Source organism: Acidithiobacillus sp. YTS05 (assembly GCF_024396695.1).
GTDB classification, from domain to species: domain Bacteria; phylum Pseudomonadota; class Gammaproteobacteria; order Acidithiobacillales; family Acidithiobacillaceae; genus Igneacidithiobacillus; species Igneacidithiobacillus copahuensis.
This window is the reverse complement of record NZ_CP094359.1, coordinates 1051118-1070678: the sequence shown is the minus strand read 5'-3', so window position 1 is coordinate 1070678 and position 19561 is coordinate 1051118. Positions and strand designations below refer to the sequence as shown.

Genomic DNA, 19561 nt, shown 5'->3' with positions numbered 1-19561 from the left:
GGCGGCGCGGGCGCGGCGGTCGGCCGTCACGAGCAAAGCGGGATCGCGAGGCAGAACAGCAGACAAGCCTGACCTTGTGGGACTGAGAGATATTGTCAAAACTGGTGTATGAGCAATTTCTGACATGATTCAGGCGGCGTCCTGTTGGGGGTCCAACTGGGTTTCGCTGGCCGGTATCCCGTCGACAAAAATCACTCCGGCAAAGAAGCTCTTTCTCTCTTTTGGCTCTCCGGCTCCGCAGTTCTGGATGTCGTAGACAGGCAAGGGCATGACGGTATCCCGATGGGGCCACCTGCAAAACGCGGCAGATGGGCTCTACCCCATAGTCTCCCCGATATAGGTCTATGAAAGTCCTTGCCTTTTGCATCGGCGGTCGAGCTCCGCCTGGGCAAAAAACGTGCTGGCTAGTTTCAGAATCTCATTTGCACGACGGAGCTCTTTGACCTCTCGCTCCAGCTCCTGGATTCGTTGCCGCTCCGACGCCATCATGCCGGGCCGCTTACCAGCCTCTACTGCCGCCTTATTCACCCACTCTCGCAGCGTCTTGGGAGTACACCCGAACTTCGGAGCAATCGATTGCAACGCCGCCGCAAGCGAAGGGTATTCCCCTCGATGCTCATCCACCAATCGAACTGCGCGAGGCCGAACCTCTTCCGAAAACTTGTGACCTGATTTCATCGTATCCATGGCTCCATTCTGTCACGTTACAGAGCCGCCGAAGAAATCGGAGGGATTCAGGTTTCCAACAGTCTTGATGCGGGTTTCTGCGTAGAGGCCCTGAAAGAGGCCATACGCCGCTATGGCACCCCCGAGATCTTCAACACGGATCAGGGTGCTCAGTTCACCGCGGAGTCCTTCCTCTCTGTACTCCGCCAGCACGGCATTCGAATCAGTATGGACGGCAAAGGCCGGGCCCTAGATAACGTCTTTGTCGAACGGCTTTGGCGCACCGTCAAATACGAGTACGTCTACCTGTGGCCAGCAGAAACTGGAACCGAGCTGAAAGCTGGCCTCAGGACCTACTTCGACTGGTATAATGCCGAAAGACCGCACTCCTCTCTGGGAGACAGAACACCCGATGTGGTCTATGCAGAAGGTTTACAAAGGCTGGTGGCCTGACCTGCCATGGAAACAGGTTCAGAGCTTAATCACCACAGCAGGCTGTCCAATCCAGGGGGACCACCTCACGCTTCAACCTTCTCCTGCTCAATTTCCTGCTGAATCTGGGAGATATGGGTGGCACTCTCCAGGGCGAACAAAGAATTGTTGAGACCGTGCTGCTGTCGTTGTTTTGAGACGCCATCGATTCGCTCTAAGAGCGAGTGCTCTCGACGCAACTGAACGAGGACCGTCTCGCTACCATGATGAGTCGGAGGAGTCGATCCTTGGGGCAGGATGTTTCGGGGGAACGTTGGCTCAATGGTTACTCTTTAGTACCTACTTTACAAAAGAAGATTACTCCTACTCTAATACCGATGTCGATTAAGTTCGCCCACAAGGGGTTTCCCGAATGAGCAGGATACTGGTTCTGTACCATAGCGTGTGGGGTCATATAGAAGAGATGGCCCGAGCGGAAGCGGAAGGAGCACGTTCCCTAGCCGGTACTACCGTGGATATCAAGCGGGTACCGGAGAGTATGTCGCCGGAAACCCTGGCTCAAATCCACGCCAAGGCCCAGCAGGCAGCCCCGGAGGCGCATCCCGACGAGCTCGCGGAGTACGACGCCATCATCTTTGGCACCCCCACCCGCTTCGGCAACATGAGCGGCCAGATGCGCAATTTTCTCGACCGCACCGGCAATCTTTGGCAAAAAGGTGCCTTGGTCGGCAAGGTCGGCAGCGTGTTCGTGAGCACCGCAACGCAGCATGGCGGCCAGGAGACCACCATCACTTCTTTCCACACCTTTTTGTTTCATCAGGGAATGATCGTAGTTGGCGTGCCCTACAGCTGCCAAGAGCTCGTCAACATGGACGAAATCAGTGGCGGCACGCCCTATGGTGCCAGCACTCTGGCCAACGGTGACGGCAGTCGGATGCCCTCTGCCAATGAACTTGCCATTGCTCGCTTTCAAGGTAAGCACGTGGCAGAAATTACCCTAAGACTCATTACTGGAAACTAGGAGCTTCTCATGCGTAACAGAATCCCACAAAGCATCCTGCTTGCCGCCGGACTATGTCTTGCCGGTCCGGTATTTGCCGCTACTATGACCTATACCCCCCTCTCTGGAAACCCGAGTGGGACCTATCGCATCGATCCGCAGCATACCAATGTCTTTTTCACCATTGGTCACGTCGGCATTGGCCAGTTCACTGGCCGCTTTGACAAAATCACTGGCACCTACACCTTTAACGCCCAAAATCCTGCCCAGGACAAGGTAGATATCACCATCCCCGCCGCGAGCATCAACACCGACTTCGCCTTGCGCGATCAACATTTGCGCAGCAAGGAGTTCTTCGATGTCAAACGCTATCCCAACGTCACCTTTGTCAGCAGCAAATACGTCCCGAACGGCCCCAAAAAGGGGGAGCTATACGGCAATTTGACCCTGCATGGGGTGACGAAGCCAGTAGTCTTCCAGGTCCAGGAGATTGGGGCAGGCAACGTTCCCTACCTTCCCAAACCTTGGGGTGGATACCTTTCGGGATTCGTCGCCACCACCGTCATTCATCGCTCCGACTTTGGGATGGATGCCTACCTGCCTGAGGGACTATCCAACGCGATAGCCGTCAAAGTCGAGGTCGAGGGCGTTAAGAAGTAACCACGCAGGGTGTTGTCGCTACCGATGGCGTTTTCTCCAATAATCTAGGAAGGATTCCAATATGCGGCAACCCTGTTTGTATATTCCGCACGGCGCTGGTCCTTGTTTTTTCATGGACTGGAATCCTCTGGATACCTGGGAAAGACTGCGACATTTCTTGGCTTCCCTCCCGGAATTATTGCCACAGCGTCCCCGTGCCATTCTCATTATCTCAGCCCATTGGGAGGCAGCAGAGTTTACCGTACAGACCCATCCCTCCCCTGGGCTCCTCTATGATTACCTTGGGTTCCCCGAACCTACCTATCACATTTCCTGGCCTGCTTTGGGGGATCCCTGCCTCTCTGAGAGGGTCGTAGATCTGCTGCAAGCGGCTACCATCTCTACAGCGACAGACGCTCTCTGAAGTGGCCCCCGAAAGTTGGACAAGGGGTTAAGCTCTGGGCTTCAGGAAAGGAGTCGAGGGATGAAGGGAAAACGCAAGCAGTACAAGCCGGAATTCAAGGCGCAGGTAGCCCTGGTGGCCTTGCAGGGCGATAAGACGATGGCCGAGCTGGCGCAAGAATTTGGGGTACACCCCACCATGATCAATGCCTGGCGCCGGCAGCTGGTGGAGCATGCGGCCACGGCCTTTGAACGGGGAAAGTCCCAGACCGAGGAGCCCGTGGACGTGCAGGCTTTGTATCGGAAGATCGGACAGCTGGAGATGGAACGCGATTTTTTAGCCTCCAGGCCCGGTCTCATGTCCCGGATCGGGAAAGGCGCCAAATGATCGACCGGGCCCAAACCTCAGTTTCTGTGCAACGGCAATGCGCTCTTTTGGGCGTGCCCCGCAGTACGGTCTATTACCGCGCGCATCCTCGGCCGATGGGCGACGGGCTGTTGCGGGCGATCGATCGCCTCTACACCGCCTTTCCATTCATGGGTAGGCGGCAGATCCATCGGATGCTGAAAGCGGAGAATGTCGTGGTCAACCGCAAAACGGTACACCGGGCCATGCGTATCCTCGACATTGCCGCGGTGGCGCCCGGACCACACACCAGCAAGCCCCACCCCCAGCACCCAAAATATCCTTATCTGTTGCGTGGCGTGACGGTGGACCGTCCCCACCAGGTCTGGTCCGCGGATGTGACCTATCTGCCCATGGCACGAGGATTTCAATACCTCGTAGCCGTAGTGGACTGGTTCAGTCGTAAGGTGTTGTCCTGGCGGGTTTCCAACAGTCTTGATGCGGGTTTCTGCGTAGAGGCCCTGAAAGAGGCCATACGCCGCTATGGCACCCCCGAGATCTTCAACACGGATCAGGGCGCTCAGTTCACCGCGGAGTCCTTCCTCTCTGTACTCCGCCAGCACGGCATTCGAATCAGTATGGACGGCAAAGGCCGGGCCCTAGATAACGTCTTTGTCGAACGGCTTTGGCGCACCGTCAAATACGAGCACGTCTACCTACGGCCAGCAGAAACTGGAACCGAGCTGAAAGCTGGCCTCAGAGCCTACTTCGACTGGTATAATGCCGAAAGACCGCACTCCTCTCTGGGAGACAGAACACCCGATGTGGTCTATGCAGAAGGTTTACAAAGGCTGGTGGCCTGACCCGCCATGGAAACAGATTCAGAGCTTAATCACTCCAGCAGGCTGTCCAATCCAGGGGGGGCCACCTCACTCAGAGGATATGATCATGGGGTCTTTGTTCCGCTCAAGATTATGCTCCCAGCGGCGGACGTACCCTGCATCCAACTCTCCTTGCACGCAAGTTTGGATCCAGAAGTACACTTCGCTGCCGGAGAGGCTCTTGCGGAACTGCGGGACGACAACGTGCTCATCGTTGGTTCAGGCAACAGCTTTCATAACATGCGCGAGCTGATGGCTCGTGCAGGTAGTCCACAATCCGAGTCGATTGGTTGGGAATTCGACGATTGGCTTACGAAGGCCATCACTACTGGTAGCGCAGAAAAAAGAAGAACAAGTCTACACCACTGGGTGGAGGCACCCGGTGCTCGTTTTGCTCATCCACGCGAAGAGCATCTCGCACCTCTGTTTGTGGTTGCTGGAGCAGCATGGGAAACCGTGGGAGAAAAGATTTTTGAAGATCATGCGCTAGGCGTCGTGGAGAGTGCTTTTATCTTCCGCTGAGTAGCGTCTGTTACGTCTTTCGGTATTTGGGAATCGGCGAAGCGAGTTATCCCGCGGTCCGATGGCGGGATTGGGGGAAACAGTCCCTGGATAGGGTGGGACGGGTAGGAGGGTAGGAGAGACAGATTTCCCTTGGGTATGGCAGGAAGCTGGAGTCGGTCCCGCAGTCCGAGTCCTTTGCGAAGGCTGTCCAGCGACGCGCGGTCATCGTCAAAGTCGCCTGCCTGTCCGCCTGCCTGTCCGCCTTCCTGACGGGCTATCATGCGGGTCTGGAACTGCCCAAGCACCTGGGTTTCGATGGCGTCATCGAAGGCCCCGGAGATTTCCGGCAACCAGGCACGTTCCTGCGCGGCAACATCCCGTACGAGTAGCTTTTCCATCGCGATCTCTCCTTGTGCGGTCTTCGATGAAAAGCAGCATACACCCGCCATGCGTCAGAATACGTCATATCGATTTTGCCTCGGTAAATGGGGTGATCTGACAGTCCTTGGGGGCGTCTCCCCGACCACGCAACCAGCTCTTCGAGAACTACGGATGCCAAAAATTGCGACACCTGCGCTCGTAGCAGCTTTTGCCAAATCTGCATCTAGCGTTGCCAAAGGTCGCGCGGCAACTGATTAGCAGCAAACAATCGCCTACGCCACACCCGTGCTTTTGTGATACAACGACAGCCCGCACCGCCCTCCCGGCGCCCACTGGTGATCGCTCATGTCTCGGCATTCCATTATCCCCCTTCCCCATTCTGGCGTGCGTCGCGCTTTGGGCGCGGCAATGCTGGGCATGCTCCTGGATGGCTACGATCTCAGCATCATGGCCGTCGTGCTCCTGCCGCTACACAGTGCCTGGCATCTTCATGCCGCGGAAACCGGCCTGCTCATGGGCATGGCCCTGATCGGCTCGCTGCTCGGCGGACTGTTTGGCGGGATCTTCACGGATCGCTTTGGTAGACAGCGGCTTCTTATCCCCAACATGCTGTTGTACATTGGCGGGGCCTTGCTCAGCGCCTTGAGTCCCAACCTGGCGGTGCTCTTCGCGGGACGCCTGCTGACCGGACTCGCCGTCGGCTTAGACTACCCATTGGTCGCCACCATCGTCGCCGAATATACCCCGACAGCCCTGCGCGGAAACCGCTTTGCGCGGGTCAACATGGCCTGGTACGTCGGGGCGTTGCTGTCCACTGCCGTTGGCTGGTCGTTGCTGTTTACCGGCTCCGAATCCTGGCGTTGGATGTTGGCAAGCGCGGCTATTCCCGCATTTGCCTTGCTCTGGCTGCGCCGGGGGCTACCGGAGTCGCCACGCTGGTTGGTGCGCCACGGCAGGACGGCAGAAGCCGATCTGGCGATTGTGCAATTACATCCCGAAAGCAGAGTCGCAGAACGACGAGCGATGCTGCAGAACTTTGCTGCGCCGGCCCGGTCCTGGCGCACTCTCCTGCAAAAGCCCTGGTTGCGCCGACTGTTTCTGAGCATCTTCCCGTGGTTTTGTCTGGATGTGGTCGGACTGGGGATTGCGCTGTATTTTCCCCTGGTACTGCGCAGCAACGGTTTTGCGCCTAGCGATGCGGCAGCTGCGGCGATCAACGCCGGCATCCTCTGCATCTCGGTCGTAGGCATCGGCTATATGATGACCCGGATCGACCGTTGGGGCCGCATCCCCCTGCAGAGTGCGGGGTTTTTCCTCATGGCTGCCGGTCTGCTGCTGTTTGCCCTGGCCGCTGCGCAAAACTGGGTGACCGGCATCTACGCCGCTTCCGCCCTCTATGCCCTGGGTGTCGGCATCGGTCCCGGGGTCACGGTCTTTGCATTTGCGACAGAACTTTTCCCGACCGAATTGCGTGCCAGTACAGCGGGGCTGGCTACGGGGCTGTCCCGCGCCGGCGCCCTCCTCTCTGCCCTCCTCTTTCCCATCCTAGAAAAAAGTTGGGGCATCCCCCGCCTGCTGGTGCTACTAGCGGCCATTTCTCTGCTCGCGGTTTGGGTAACCTGGCGCTACGGCATCGAGCCCCGGCAGAAAAGTCTCGAAGATCTGGAAAAGATATAGTGCCGATGTGCTTCCCCCAACCGGACTACCGCTTGGTGCTGGGTAGCAGCACTTCGGCATCTAACCCGCCCGCCGTTGCGGCGGCATAGTGCAGGCTCCCCCCTTGCTGGGCTAACAAGCGGTGGCAGAGCCGGATGCCCATGCCCGATCCATGACCGGTCTGGCGGGGCAGTGAACCCTCATTCATAGCGAAAATCATGGCGGCACTGAGCGGTTCCCCGCCTAGGTCGACCAAGCGAAAACGGCAGAAGCCTTCCTCACATCGGGCCTCCAGCCGGATGACACCACTGCCGTAACGCCGGCTGTTATCGAACAGGTTGCGAAAGACCCGCTCCAAAGCGATGGGACGACACAAAAAAGACCCGCCGGCAACCAGATTTTCTGCCACCTCCAATCCGTAGCGGTCCCTGGCGATGGCCGCCATCTCCTGAAACCATTGCGCAACGGGAATGGTGATTTGCTTTTCCCTTTCCCCGCCCTGCACCCAAGCCAGAAAATTGCCAAGCACCTCTTCCATTTCTTCGACATCAGCGAGCATGGCGGGTTGTTCCCGTGCCCATTCATCGGCTGGCAGATGCAAGCTCAGCAGAAGGCGAGACAACGGGGTGCGCAGTTCGTGGGATATGCCGGTGAGGAGCAGAGTGCGCTCCTCGTGCAGACGATGCAGGTCCGCGGCCATACCCGCCAGAGTTCGTTCCAATTCCTGGATATCTTCGGGGGCATGGGGGCTGACAGGATAGCCATCCGAATATTCCCCGCGCAGCAGGCGCGGGGCAGAGCGCGCCAGTCGAGACAGAGGCCGGTTGACCTGCCAGACGATCAGCCAGGCTCCCAGCAGAATCAGGAAGAGCATGATGAGCAGACGAACGAAGGTGAACGGATTGCCGATCAGGGCCACCCCCTGGATTGGGACGCCCAACCAGGACTGCCCCTGCTTGCCTCGCAACCAAACCCACAGCGTCCCCTCCTGCTCCTGTACCCGCAGTTGCGCGCCCTTGTCGATTTTGGCAAATGACTGTGCTACCTCTCGCCAAAAATAGGACTGCGGTATCGACCCCAGCGGCTGCGAAGACCGACTCCAGCCCAATTCCGTTGGCGGCCTGGCGACCAGGGTCTGATCCACCTGCCAGAGCAGTTGCGCGAAACGTTGCGCCGCTGGATCGAAGACATAATTGTGGAACAGCAGATAGATCGAACCCTGACTGATCAGCAGGAGCAGACTGAGGAGTAGGAGGCTGCGACCGAGAGAGCTGCGAGGCCAGAGTCGACGCATTTTTACGGTTCTGCAACGAAGAGATAGCCCCTTCCCCATACGGTGCGGATATGGCGCTGCTCCCGTTGATCATCGCCAAGCAGTCGTCGTAAGCGCGAGACTTGCATATCGACGCTGCGATCTTCTGGGTCGAGACTGCGTTGCCGAGTTAGCCAGAGAAGTTTTTCCCGGCTCAAGACCTGTCCTTCGTGTTCGATCAGCACGGCCAAGGTAAGATATTCGCTGGTGGAAAGCTCCAGCTGTTTGCCATGCAGAAAAATTTCCTGTCGACCACGATCGAGGCGAAAGGGGCCGACGATCTGCTCTCCGGATTTCTCCAGGGTGGTCATCGACGAGCTACGCGTGCGTCGCAGGATCGCCTGAATTCTGGCGACCAGCTCGCGCGGATGAAAGGGTTTGGTGAGGTAATCATCCGCCCCCATTTCCAGACCGAGGATACGGTCCAGCTCATCATTGCGAGCGGTGAGGATAAGGATGGGGATCTGGGAGTCGCGGCGGATGCGCTGGCAAATCTGCAGCCCGTCCTCCTTGGGCAAACCGAGATCAAGAACCAGCAGATCCGTTGCCCGCTCTTGCAGAATCCGCTCCAGTCCTTGCCCGTCTGGCCGGCTCTGCACGGCAAAACCAAAGGCGCGCAGATGCGATTCCAGCAAGCTTCGTAGCCGAAGGTCATCTTCTACCACCAGTATCTGCACTTTGCCGTTTTCCATGACACAACAATACCCCTACCGCGGCGCTCTCTCCAGGGGAAATTGTAACCAGACATCACCAAGGACCAGCGTGCGCCTATCTGTTACAAACTCACACCACCACCGCTCAGGATTGTTACAGGAGCGCTGGATACACTGAGCCCGTACTTTTCGCACGGGAGCTGCGATGGATAGGAAGTACCGTTGGTCCTTGCCATTTTTATTACCCATACTGTTGAGCGCTTGCGCCCCCGGACCCAAGCTTCTGTTGCCCAAGATGCAGGGGCCGGAGCATTATCTTGCCGATCACAAGACCTGGGCTGGCAGCAGCCAGAAACTGCTATGGCAGGATAGCGCTCGGACAGAAGACTGGTGGCGTCTTTTCGGCTCAACTGTCCTGAATCAGGACCTGCACACCGCGCTGCGCGCCAATCCCGATATTCATCAAGCGCAACTGACCCTGCTGCGCGCGCACCAGCTCGAAAAGGTTGCGGCCGCAGGGTTTGCCCCGCAGATCACTGGTAACGGTCAGTGGGCACGCAGCCGTGCGCTGCGCACCGGGGCCAACGGCGGAACCAGTTATCGCATTCCGGGCAATCCGTACTCCCTGCTCCTGGGCTCCGTGGAGGTCAGTTATAGCCCAGACCTTTTCGGCAGGACAACTGATCGTCTCCAGGATGCGCAGGCCCAAAAAAAGATCTCTCAGGCACAGCTCTCTGCTACCCAACAGATCGTCGCAGCTTCTGTAGCGAAGGCATTGATCAGCGCGGCGGCGGCCCAAGACCAGTGGCGCTCGGCCCAGCAAATCGCCGGGGCTGATGAGCACCTGCTGCATCTGATCCAGCAGGAATACCATCTGGGGGCGAGCAACCTGCAGATCGTGCGTCAACAGGAGGCATTGACCGCCTCGGCCAAGGCTGCGGTCGTCCCTCTCCGGGTGGAGATGTCCCGCCAGCAGCACGCCTTGGCGACGTTACTCGGCCGTTACCCCGCGCAGGGTGCGCCTGCCCCGTCTCTCCAAGACATCCACGTACCCAAAGACATCCCTGCCGTGGTGCCTTCGCGTTTGCTGATGCAACGACCAGATATCGTCGCCGCCCGCGCAGCGGTACAGGCCGCGGCAGCCGAAGCGCATCTCGCGGCTGCCGATCGCTACCCACAGATCGACATCAGTGCCGATTTAGGCAAAGCGGCACAGTCCGGGGCGCTGTTTTTCAGTCCCGTCTCTACCCTTTGGGGCCTAGCAGGCAGCGTGATCGCACCAATTTATGAGGGTGGAGCCCTGCAGGCCCAGGAAAAGGCCGCGGTGGATACCTACAAGATCGCGGTCTCGCAATACCATCAGGTTGTACTCACCGCGTTTCGCCAGGTCGCCGACGCATTGCGTGCCGTGCAGGGGGCTGATCAAAGCTACAGCCAGAGCCGGATGGCGGCCCAGGCTGCCGAGCAAGCACTGCACTTGGCGCAGGCACGTTATCGAGACGGGATAAGCAATTACGCTACGGTTCTCGACGCGGAAATCGCCAACGAAAAGGACCAACAGGCCTATTTACAGGCAAAAAGTGAGCGGTACCTGGATACCGCCGCATTGTTTCTGGCCATGGGCGAGGGTCCTTCGACTTCGTCCAACGATCTCCCACAGGATAGCCACCCATGAAAAAATCCATTCCGATCGCGGTCTTCGGGATTCTCCTGCTGTTTGGTACGGTCTTCGCCCTGCATGCCTGGCGAGAAGATCGACTGGCGCAGGCACGCAAAGGGAATGCGCATCCCGTGGTTACGGTTTCCGCTGCCAAGGCCGCCTGGGCCACGATTACCCCGCAAAGTACTGCGGTTGGTCAGATCCGCGCGCAACAAGGAGCAGCGCTGAGTCTGCAAACCGCCGGGGTCATCCGTAGCTTGCAGTTTCATTCTGGCGAAACGGTGCAGCAAGGACAGGTCCTGCTGCGTCTGGATCCCGGCCCACTGCCAGGAGAGCTGAAAGAAGCGCAGGCACAGGCCAAGTTAGCCACTGTAAATGCCCAGCGGGCAGCGCAGGTCTATGCCATACACGGGATCTCGACGGCCGAACTGGACAAGGCAAAGTACGGGGCGGAGGTGGCAAATGCCAAGGTGCGGTCCTTGCAGGAGAAACTCGCCAATACCGTGCTGCGAGCGCCGTTCTCCGGGGTGCTGGGTCTACGCAAGGTCGAGCTCGGGGAATATTTGTCGGCGGGCAAGGCAGCGGTTCGCCTGGAATCTCCACAAAATCTGCAGGTCGACTTTGCCGTTCCCCAAAATCTCGCCCCGTCTGTACGGGTAGGGGAGTCATTGCGTCTGCAGTCCCGTCAAGGGGAAAAGGGTCAGCAATTCGTCGCCCAGGTCATCGCCGTCGACAATCATGTGGATCAAGCAAACCGGGCCCTGACGGTGCGCGCGCAGATTCACAAGCCCGGCTTTCTGCGACCGGGGATGTTCGTACTGGTGAAGCTACCGACTATGTCGCCCGAGCGGCAACTGACGATTCCCCAGGTAGCCGTCGCCTATCACAGCTATGGCGATTTCGTGTATGTCCTCAAGCGTCAGGGACAGAACTGGATTGCCCAAGCCACCCCCGTCCAATTGGGCGCGGTGGAAGGGCAGAACGTGGTGGTGCGCAACGGTCTGCAGGCGGGCGATGAGGTGGTCACTGCAGGCCAGGTCAAATTGCACAACGGTGATCAGGTGCGCATCAACAACGCCGTTTCTCTTCATTAAGCTGCCAGGTGCTCCATGCGATTTTTGTCTGCCTTCATTCATCGTCCCGTTCTTGCCGTTACCCTGATGGCGGCCCTGTTTCTGCTGGGGCTGCGCTCCTTGGGAATGATGCCAATCACCGAGTTCCCACCTACCAAAAGTGGGCTGATCACGATCACCACCCATTACTTTGGTGCGACTCCCAAAACCGTGAATGCCTTCACCACGGCGCCACTGGAGAAGGCAGTCGCCCAAGTGCCGGGCATCAACTACATGACCGCGGTCAGCGAAAATGGAATCTCCATCATCACCTTGTATATGCAGATGGGGGTCAATCCCAACGCCGCCCTATCGCAGGCACAGATCAAGGTCAACAGCGTCTTGAATCAATTGCCCAAGGGTGTCATGCAACCCGTGGTGGTGGAGATGCCGGGCTCCGGCGCGTATTTGATGTATCTCACGTTTTCAGGAAAGGGACTCAATCAGCAGCAGATTACCGATTACCTGACCCGCGTGGTGCAGCCCGCCATCCAGTCCGTCCCCGGGGTGGGTGTTACCTCCATCCTGCCGCCGGGTACGGGGCCAAACGGCAACACCTTCGCCATGCGAATCTGGTTGAATCCACAGAAAATGGCAGTCTTGGGCATCACTCCGGCAGAGGTGCGCGCGGCACTCCAGGCCAATGACTTTGTCAGTGCCGCGGGACGGCTGCGCGATACCAATACCGCGATCTCGATCACGGCCAACACCGCCTTGCATAGCCCAAAGCAGTTTCGCGAATTGGTGGTGAAGACGGTGCATGGGGTACCGATCACCCTGGGGCAAATCGCGACGGTTTCCTTGGGCGCGCAGACCTATGACTCCTCGGTATTGGTGAACGGGCAGCCTGCCGTGAACCTGGGCGTCATGCAGGCACCGGGAAGCAACGCCCTGCAAATGGCCACCGGCGTGAAGAAGACCTTGCTGCAACTGGACAAGAGTATGCCGGCGGGAATGCAAGCCAAGGTACTCTACAATGGAGCGCAATTCGTCCGCAGTTCCATCCAGGAAGTATTGACCGATATTGGTCTGGCGCTGTTGATCGTCATCGTGGTGGTGTACCTGTTTCTCGGTTCCTGGCGGGCGCTGGTGGTTCCGGCCCTGGCCATTCCACTGGCCTTGGTCAGCGCCATGACCCTGCTGCACGCGCTTGGCTTTACCCTCAATCTTCTCACCCTGCTGGCCATGGTGCTCGCCATCGGCCTGGTGGTGGACGATGCCATCATCATCGTCGAAAACGTGCACCGCCATCTGGAACACGGTGCGACCCCGATCCATGCTGCCCTGCAGAGCGTGCGGGAGCTCAGCAGCCCCATCCTGGTCATGGCGAGCACCATTGTTGCGGTGTTCCTTCCCATGGTGCTACTGGGCGGCCTGGTAGGTCAGCTCTTCAGTGAGTTTGCCCTCACCATCGTCGCCACCGTTCTCATGTCGATGGTCAACGCCCTCGTTCTGGCGCCAATGTTGGCCTCCCGAGTGTTGCGGGGAGGTCAGCCGGGGCGTTTTGCAAGCTTGGTCGAGCGCGTATTCGATCGCCTGCGCGCGGCCTACGGCAGAGGATTGGCACGCAGTTTTACCCATCGCCCCGCTATACTCACCGGAGCCGCTTTGTTGGCCGTGGGGGTCGTGGGACTTTTCTGGCTGAGTCCGCAGGAGCTGGCTCCTCCGGCCAATCAAGGGATCGTCTATGTGAGTGGGCTCGCCCAAGCAACGGCGACCCTGGAGTATATGGACAAATACGATCGCTACCTGACCAAGACGGTCTTTGACCAGGTTCCGCAGCGAAGCGACAGTTTTGTGGTGAACGGGGTCGGTATCGGCGGCTTCCTGCTCAATAATGAGATGATGTCTGGGTTGGTACTGAAACCCAAGCGGGACGTGACCACGCAGGAGGTTCGCAGCCGCGTACAGAAGCTCTCGGCGCAGGTGCCGGGAATGCAGCTGGCGGCCTTCGGTCTGCCACCTCTCCCCGGTTCGGCCGTGGGCCTGCCGGTGCAGTTCGTGGTCAGCAGCACCTCCGGCAATTATCAGGAACTCAACCACGTGGGCGAAGCACTCGTCAAAAAGGCGCGTGCCAGCGGCCTGTTCAGCTTTGTCGCGAGCAATCTCGAGTACAACGACGTCGTACTGAAGATCCAGATTCACAAGAAAATGTTAGCCAATTTTGGACTGACCCTGGCCGCTGTCGGAAAAAGCCTGGCGACCCTCCTGGGTGGCAACTATGTCAATTACTTTAGTATGGATGGGCTTAGCTATCGGGTGGTTCCGCAGGTTCCCGTGGCCTTGCGCGCCAATCCGAATCTGTTGCAGAACTACCAGATCCAGACACCTTCGGGTGCAGAGCTACCCCTATCCACCTTCGTCACACTTACGCAGGAGGTTGTTCCCACCTATCTGCCGCAATTCCAGAACCTGCCCGCAGTCACCATCGAGGCCAATCCGGCGCCAGGTGTGTCTTTGGCACAGGCGCTCAATTTTTTGCATCAGCAGGCCACAGGTCTGATGTCTAGTAGCGATCAGATCCATTACGCCGGCGTTTCCCGGCAATACGAGAAGCAGGGCAGTTCCCTGGCGATTACCTTTGCCTTTGCCTTGATCTTTGTATTACTCCTGCTCGCAGCCCAGTTCAATGGATTTCGGGATTCTCTGGTCGTTCTTGCCGGGGTGCCGCTTGCCGCCTTCGGGGCCTTGCTGCCAATTGCCCTAGGGTTGTCGAGTATCAACATCTATTCCGAAGTGGGAATGGTCATGCTGATTGGTCTGACCGCAAAGCAGGGGATTCTCATTGTTCAGTTCGCGCGACAGTTGCAGGTCGAACGAGGATGGGAGCGGGCGTTGGCGGTACGCGAAGCGGCAGCACTGCGTCTACGGCCCATTCTCATGACGGTAGCCGCAATGATTGCCGGCGCCGTGCCGCTGCTCTTCGCTACGGGAGGCAATGCCGAGGCAAGGTTTTCGATGGGCCTGGTAATCATTGCCGGGCTCAGTGTTGGCTCGCTGATTTCCCTTTTTGTCATTCCCGCAATCTATAGCCTCTGGGGTGCAGAACTGAAACCGGCGTCACTGGAGAAAGAGGGTAACGGCCTGTTGACGAAAGACGCAAACCCCGAGTCTACGGCTCTTCCGTAACGATGGGAGTACTGCAAGCAGGGGTTGACTTTTTTTGTCGGTTTGATAATCATTCGCGTTATCATTTCTACGAAAGAAGAGGTCCGCAGAACATGGCAGCCGTGCAGAGCGGTCTTGGCTTCCCCAAAAGACATCGATTGGGCACCTTTCTTGCGGTGCTCGGGCCCGGGCTGGTGGTCATGCTGGCGGACACCGATGTCGGCAGCGTCATCACGGCGGCGCAGAGTGGCGCGCAATGGGGCTATCGTCTGCTGCTTTTACAGCTTGTGCTAATGCCCATCCTCTATGTGGTGCAAGAGTTGACGGTACGACTCGGCATCTTCACCGGCAAGGGCCATGGAGAATTGATCAGCGAGACTTTCGGCAAGCACTGGGCTTACGTTTCCGTAACCGGACTGAGCATTGCCAGCGCTGGGGCCCTACTCACGGAATTTTCCGGTCTGGCAGGAGTGAGTGAACTGTTCGGCCTGCCGCGGGCATTGGGAGTGGTCCTGGGTGCCAGCGCACTGTGGTTGATCGTGATTACTGGGTCGTACCGTCGGGTAGAACGAATCGCGCTGATTTTTGGGGCCTTTGAGGTGGTCTTTTTTGGCATCGCCTGGGCCGCCCATCCGGATATGGGGAGCCTGCTGCACGGTCTGACCCAGGTAGAGCTCGGCAACCACAACTACATGATGCTGGTGGCGGCGAACATCGGCGCCGTCATCATGCCCTGGATGATCTTCTACCAGCAATCGGCGGTTGCCGACAAGGGGTTGCGTCCGGCAGATTATCCCCATGCTCGCTGGGATACCGCCATTGGTTCGGTGATTACGCAGTTGATCATGGCCGCTGTACTGATCGCCACCGCCGCCACCATCGGTCTGTCCAACCCCAATGCTCCGCTAAATACCGTACAGCAGCTATCAGAGGCGATTACGCCCTTCCTCGGCACGGTTTGGGGGCATATTGTGTTCTCTCTGGGCATCATTGGCGCCGGCATGATTGCCGCCATCGTTGCCACCCTGGCGGCGGCCTGGGGCTGGGGCGAAGTCACCGGCTTCAAGCATTCCCTGGAGTATCATCCCAAGGATGCGCCGTGGTTCTATGGTATCTATACCCTGGTCTTGCTGGCGGGTGCCGTCGCGGTGATCTTCATTCCCAACCTGGTCAGCCTGGATATTGCGGTGGAAGTCATGAACGCCCTCTTGCTCCCGCTGGTACTGGGCTTCCTGATTGCTCTGGCAGTCAAGGCGCTCCCCGGCGAGCATCGGCTGCGCGGCTGGTATTTCTGGCTGGTTCTGGCCTTGGGCGGCGCCAGTGCCGGACTCGGGCTCTTCGGCGGCATCACCAGCATTCCCGGCCTCTAGTCCCGCATTGCCGACGAGGGGAGTGCGCCGTATGCTCCCTTCATGATGAAAGAAGAACGCGCCATCGCCAAAGTCCATCCGCACCATCAGGCCATGGCGGGGATCCTCGATCAGGCCCCCCTGTCACCGCGACATTATCGCCTGTGGCTGCTGGCGACCGCCGGTCCCTTGTTGAGTGGTGTGAGCATGATGGTGCTCGGCATCAGCCTGCCACTGTTACGTGCCCCCTTTCATCTCAGTCCGAGCAGCACGGGTCTGGCAGCGGCGAGCCTGATGGGGGGCACGATCATCGGTGCCTTGCTCAGCGGGCATCTAGCCGATCGCTTTGGCCGCCGCCCCTTGCTCATCGCCAATGCCCTCGGCCTTTTGCTTGCCGGGATCTGGCTCAGTCTCACGCCCAACACTATCCTTTTGATTCTGGGTGAGCTCGTTCTCGGGATTGCGGTGGGCGGCGATTTTCCGGTGGGTAGCAGCTACATTTCCGAATTCATGCCGCAAAACCATCGCGGACGCATGCTGGCGGCATCCATGGCCCTGCAACCCTTAGGTATGCTGCTCAGTGCTGGGGTCGCACTACTGCTGATGCACGGCAGCGGTACGACCTGGCGTTGGCTCATGGCCTGGCAGGCGGGCCTCGCCCTGCCCTACTTTTTGGGCCGATGGCGACTGCCAGAGAGCATACGCTGGCTGATGGCGCACGGCCGCAATCAGATCGCCAGCGCGGAGCTTGCCCGCTTCGCGCCGCAACGCAGCACCGAATTACAGCGCATGGGCAGAGAGCTGGGTAATCGTACCCATGCAGTGAGCAAGATTCCGATCAGGTCCAACACCGCCTGGCGGGTATTGTTCACCAAGGAATATCGTCGGCGCACCTGGCTGGTTACCCTACCGTGGTTCTTGATGGATATGGCTACCTATGGGATCGGCCTGTTCACGCCGATCCTGTTGGCTTCCATGAGCGTTTTGCCGGAGCGCCTGCCCACTTGGCAAAAGGACTGGATCAACACCCTGCACACGACGGAGGTGGATTTTCTGCTGCTCGCTGGCGCCTTGACTGCCCTCTGGCTCGTTCCCCGTTTTGGGCGGATGCAGATGCAAATCCAGGGCTTTTTGGGTATGACCCTGGGTTTACTGCTGCTCTGGCGGGCCACGACGGCGCACTGGTCGTTTTTCGTGCTGTTTCTGGGCTTCGCCCTCTACAATTTCGCCATGACCGTCGGCCCCAATGCGACCACGTTCATTCTCCCCACCGAGATGTACCCCACCCAGGTCCGCGCGCTCGGTTCAGGCTTTGCCGCTGCCTTCGCCAAAATCGGGGCGACCCTGGCAGTGTTCCTACTACCTATACTGCAACGCGACCTGGGCGTTGGGCTGCTCTTGCTCGGGATGGCACTGCTCAGTCTGCTCGGCGGAATTTTGACCTATACTTTCCGCGTGGAAGGCCACGGTCTGACTTTGGAGGAGCACCATGGGAGCCTGCCGTTGCGCGCGCGTCAGCTGGAAGGCTGAAACGCTCAAATCGGAGGAATTTGTTGGTGAATACATCGGAGAATCGCATGCCGTTTTCTCATTTTGACGCGATCTTGCAGCAGGTAGCGCCCCTCGACGACATTCCCGTGGCAGTCGTGGATGCAGGACAAAAGGAGGTGCTGGAAGCGGCCTGTGCTGCCCGCGCCCAGAGTATCGTCGAACCCATCCTGCTGGGTAACGCGCAACAGATCCGGGCGTTACTGACGGGTCTGGAGCAGGATACCGGCAACTGCCCGTCGTTTCGGATTGTCGACGTGCCGAGCAGTGAGGCAGCAGCGGCAGAGGCGGTGCAGATGGTCGAACGTGGCGAGGCGGCGGCCATCATGAAAGGCCACATTCACAGCGATGCCTTTCTCCATCCCATCCTCGCCAAACTGCGCACGGATCGCCGCTTGTCACACATCTTTGTCGCCGAACTGGAAAGCTACCACAAACCCCTGCTCATCACCGATGCGGCGATCAACATCAGCCCGGACCTGCTCAGCAAGGCAGCGATTCTGCAAAACGCCATCGATCTTGCCCGGATTCTCGGCGTCGAGCAGCCCAAGGCAGCGGCGTTATCGGCAGTGGAAACCGTAAACCCCGCCATCGCTTCGACCGTCGATGCCGCCTGCCTGGCCAAAATGGCTGAGCGCGGGCAGATCCAGCATGCCATCGTCGATGGGCCCTTGGCCTTCGATAATGCCATCTCCGCGCACTCCGCTGAGGTCAAGGGAATCCATAGCCCGGTTGCTGGCGAGGTGGATATCCTGCTCGTGCCGGATCTGGTTTCCGGCAACATCCTCGCCAAGGATCTGGAATATCTGGCCCATGCCAGCCTGGCGGGTATCGTCATGGGGGCCAAGGTGCCGATCATCCTCACCTCACGTGCCGATCCCCCGCGCGCACGCCTGGTTTCCGCCGCTCTCGCCGCCCTCCTGCATTATGCCGAGAAATCCAAATGAATCCGGAAAGCGCTCCCTGCGCCAAGATCGCCACCCTGACCCTGAATCCGGCGGTGGACGTCAGCTATGAATTTGCGCAGCTGCTCCCCGACCAAAAGACCCACGCCAGCAGCACCCGCTTCGATCCCGGTGGCAACGGCATCAATGTTGCGCGTGCCCTGAAGGAGCTTTTCGTCTGTGCCCATAGTTGCTGCGTGGTCGCCGGGCATGTGGGCCGTCTCCTGCAAACACTGTTGCGCCACAGTCTGGATGATCCCCATTGTGTGGAAGTAATGGGCGAAACGCGCATCAATGCCACCCTGCTGCAACAAGATCCAACAGTGCAGTACGAGGTGACGGCACAGGGTCCGCTGCTTTCCCCCCTGGTTCTCGAGGAGGTCCGCAGCAAGATTTGCAGCTTGGCCGACAACGGCTTCGCCGTGCTGACCGGCTCCTTGCCCCCGGGCGTGCCAACAGATTTTTATGCGCAGCTGATCGAAGAGCTGCGGCAGCAAGGGGCCAGGGTCGTACTCGACGCCCATGGCGAGGCCTTGCGCCGGGGCATCACCGCCAAACCGTTTCTGATCAAGCCAAACGGCTACGAGCTGCGACAGCTCAGCGGCAAGAGCCTGAGCACTCGCCAGGAGCTGATCGCCGCGGCCCGCCAGGTACAACAGCAGGACATCGATTGGGTCTGCGTCTCCCTCGGTGGCGAGGGCGCTCTACTGATCGGATCCGAGCAGAACTTTTTCGCCAATGCGCCAAGCATCGCAGTGCGCTCCACCGTTGGCGCTGGCGACTCGATGGTGGCCGGACTGGTCGCTGCCTTCGCCCAGGGGCAACGTCCGGAGGAGGCCCTGCGCCTTGCCGTCGCCTGCGGCAGCGCCACGGCCGCGCAACCGGGCACTGGTATTTTCACCCACAACGATCTCGACCCACTTCTGCGGCAGATTGAGGTGGAGAATCTCGCACCCTGAAAAGGAGAA

At 59.0% G+C, this 19561-nt stretch carries 17 protein-coding genes, 1 pseudogene and 1 other annotated feature; of the genes and pseudogenes, 13 read left to right on the top strand and 5 right to left on the bottom strand.

What is annotated here, in order from left to right:
* Positions 1 to 129: 129 nt before the first annotated feature.
* Both MQE22_RS05365 and MQE22_RS05360 read right to left on the bottom strand, forming a co-directional pair.
* The gene (locus MQE22_RS05365) at positions 130 to 270 is read right to left on the bottom strand and encodes a hypothetical protein (RefSeq protein WP_215872586.1); all 141 of its coding nucleotides are present in this window, start codon (positions 268 to 270) and stop codon (positions 130 to 132) included.
* Positions 203 to 678: pseudogene (locus tag MQE22_RS05360) on the bottom strand (transposase); the annotation flags it as partial. The pseudogene MQE22_RS05360 and the gene MQE22_RS05365, both read right to left, overlap by 68 nt.
* Positions 284 to 400: a sequence feature (AL1L pseudoknot), on the bottom strand. It overlaps the preceding pseudogene by 117 nt.
* Before the next feature lie 3 nt (positions 679 to 681).
* On the opposite strand from MQE22_RS05360, the gene MQE22_RS05355 reads away from it, so the two are divergent.
* The 5 genes from MQE22_RS05355 (at position 682) to MQE22_RS05335 (ending at position 4888) form a co-directional block, all read left to right on the top strand.
* Positions 682 to 1119, top strand: coding sequence for an integrase core domain-containing protein (locus MQE22_RS05355; protein WP_215873460.1), 438 nt, complete (start codon positions 682 to 684; stop codon positions 1117 to 1119).
* Positions 1120 to 1510: 391 nt separating this feature from the next.
* Complete coding sequence (gene wrbA, locus MQE22_RS05350) at positions 1511 to 2119, top strand: NAD(P)H:quinone oxidoreductase (RefSeq protein ID WP_215871288.1); 609 nt, start codon at positions 1511 to 1513, stop codon at positions 2117 to 2119.
* Positions 2120 to 2128: 9 nt separating this feature from the next.
* Entirely contained in the window at positions 2129 to 2758 is a 630-nt protein-coding gene (locus MQE22_RS05345; protein ID WP_215871287.1) for a YceI family protein, read from the top strand.
* A gap of 463 nt (positions 2759 to 3221) precedes the next feature.
* A protein-coding gene (locus MQE22_RS05340) for an IS3 family transposase (protein WP_483168009.1) occupies positions 3222 to 4348 on the top strand; the annotation gives its coding sequence in 2 pieces (ribosomal slippage) (positions 3222 to 3488 and positions 3491 to 4348; 1125 coding nt in all).
* Positions 4349 to 4354: 6 nt separating this feature from the next.
* On the top strand, positions 4355 to 4888 hold the full coding sequence (locus MQE22_RS05335; protein ID WP_255790214.1) for a DODA-type extradiol aromatic ring-opening family dioxygenase: 534 nt from the start codon (positions 4355 to 4357) through the stop codon (positions 4886 to 4888).
* On the opposite strand, the gene MQE22_RS05330 is transcribed toward MQE22_RS05335, so the two are convergent.
* The gene (locus MQE22_RS05330; RefSeq protein ID WP_215870873.1) at positions 4846 to 5268 is read right to left on the bottom strand and encodes a hypothetical protein; all 423 of its coding nucleotides are present in this window, start codon (positions 5266 to 5268) and stop codon (positions 4846 to 4848) included. The two genes, MQE22_RS05335 and MQE22_RS05330, sit on opposite strands and share 43 nt — an antisense overlap.
* Positions 5269 to 5596: 328 nt before the next feature.
* On the opposite strand from MQE22_RS05330, the gene MQE22_RS05325 reads away from it, so the two are divergent.
* Positions 5597 to 6928, top strand: coding sequence for an MFS transporter (locus tag MQE22_RS05325; protein WP_215870872.1), 1332 nt, complete (start codon positions 5597 to 5599; stop codon positions 6926 to 6928).
* A 25-nt stretch (positions 6929 to 6953) separates the two neighbouring features.
* Here MQE22_RS05325 and MQE22_RS05320 read toward each other — a convergent pair whose 3' ends face one another.
* Together MQE22_RS05320 and MQE22_RS05315 are read right to left on the bottom strand one after the other, a co-directional pair.
* Positions 6954 to 8201: an ATP-binding protein gene (locus tag MQE22_RS05320; RefSeq protein WP_226827562.1), complete on the bottom strand. Its 1248-nt coding sequence runs from the start codon at positions 8199 to 8201 to the stop codon at positions 6954 to 6956.
* A gap of 2 nt (positions 8202 to 8203) precedes the next feature.
* Entirely contained in the window at positions 8204 to 8911 is a 708-nt protein-coding gene (locus tag MQE22_RS05315; protein WP_215870870.1) for a response regulator, read from the bottom strand.
* A gap of 166 nt (positions 8912 to 9077) precedes the next feature.
* Between MQE22_RS05315 and MQE22_RS05310 the strand changes: the two genes are divergently transcribed.
* From MQE22_RS05310 to pfkB, 7 genes are all read left to right on the top strand, one after another.
* Positions 9078 to 10547: an efflux transporter outer membrane subunit gene (locus MQE22_RS05310; RefSeq protein WP_215870869.1), complete on the top strand. Its 1470-nt coding sequence runs from the start codon at positions 9078 to 9080 to the stop codon at positions 10545 to 10547.
* Entirely contained in the window at positions 10544 to 11626 is a 1083-nt protein-coding gene (locus MQE22_RS05305) for an efflux RND transporter periplasmic adaptor subunit (RefSeq protein ID WP_215870868.1), read from the top strand. Before MQE22_RS05310 ends, MQE22_RS05305 begins: the two co-directional genes overlap by 4 nt.
* A gap of 15 nt (positions 11627 to 11641) precedes the next feature.
* Complete coding sequence (locus tag MQE22_RS05300; RefSeq protein WP_215870867.1) at positions 11642 to 14773, top strand: efflux RND transporter permease subunit; 3132 nt, start codon at positions 11642 to 11644, stop codon at positions 14771 to 14773.
* A 92-nt stretch (positions 14774 to 14865) separates the two neighbouring features.
* Complete coding sequence (locus tag MQE22_RS05295; RefSeq protein WP_215870866.1) at positions 14866 to 16122, top strand: NRAMP family divalent metal transporter; 1257 nt, start codon at positions 14866 to 14868, stop codon at positions 16120 to 16122.
* 42 nt (positions 16123 to 16164) lie between these two features.
* A complete protein-coding gene (locus tag MQE22_RS05290) occupies positions 16165 to 17631 on the top strand; it encodes an MFS transporter (protein ID WP_226827564.1) in 1467 nt (488 codons plus the stop codon).
* Positions 17632 to 17657: 26 nt separating this feature from the next.
* Positions 17658 to 18596: a bifunctional enoyl-CoA hydratase/phosphate acetyltransferase gene (locus MQE22_RS05285; protein WP_255790211.1), complete on the top strand. Its 939-nt coding sequence runs from the start codon at positions 17658 to 17660 to the stop codon at positions 18594 to 18596.
* A complete protein-coding gene (pfkB, locus tag MQE22_RS05280) occupies positions 18593 to 19552 on the top strand; it encodes a 1-phosphofructokinase (RefSeq protein WP_215870864.1) in 960 nt (319 codons plus the stop codon). Before MQE22_RS05285 ends, pfkB begins: the two co-directional genes overlap by 4 nt.
* Positions 19553 to 19561 lie beyond the last annotated feature (9 nt).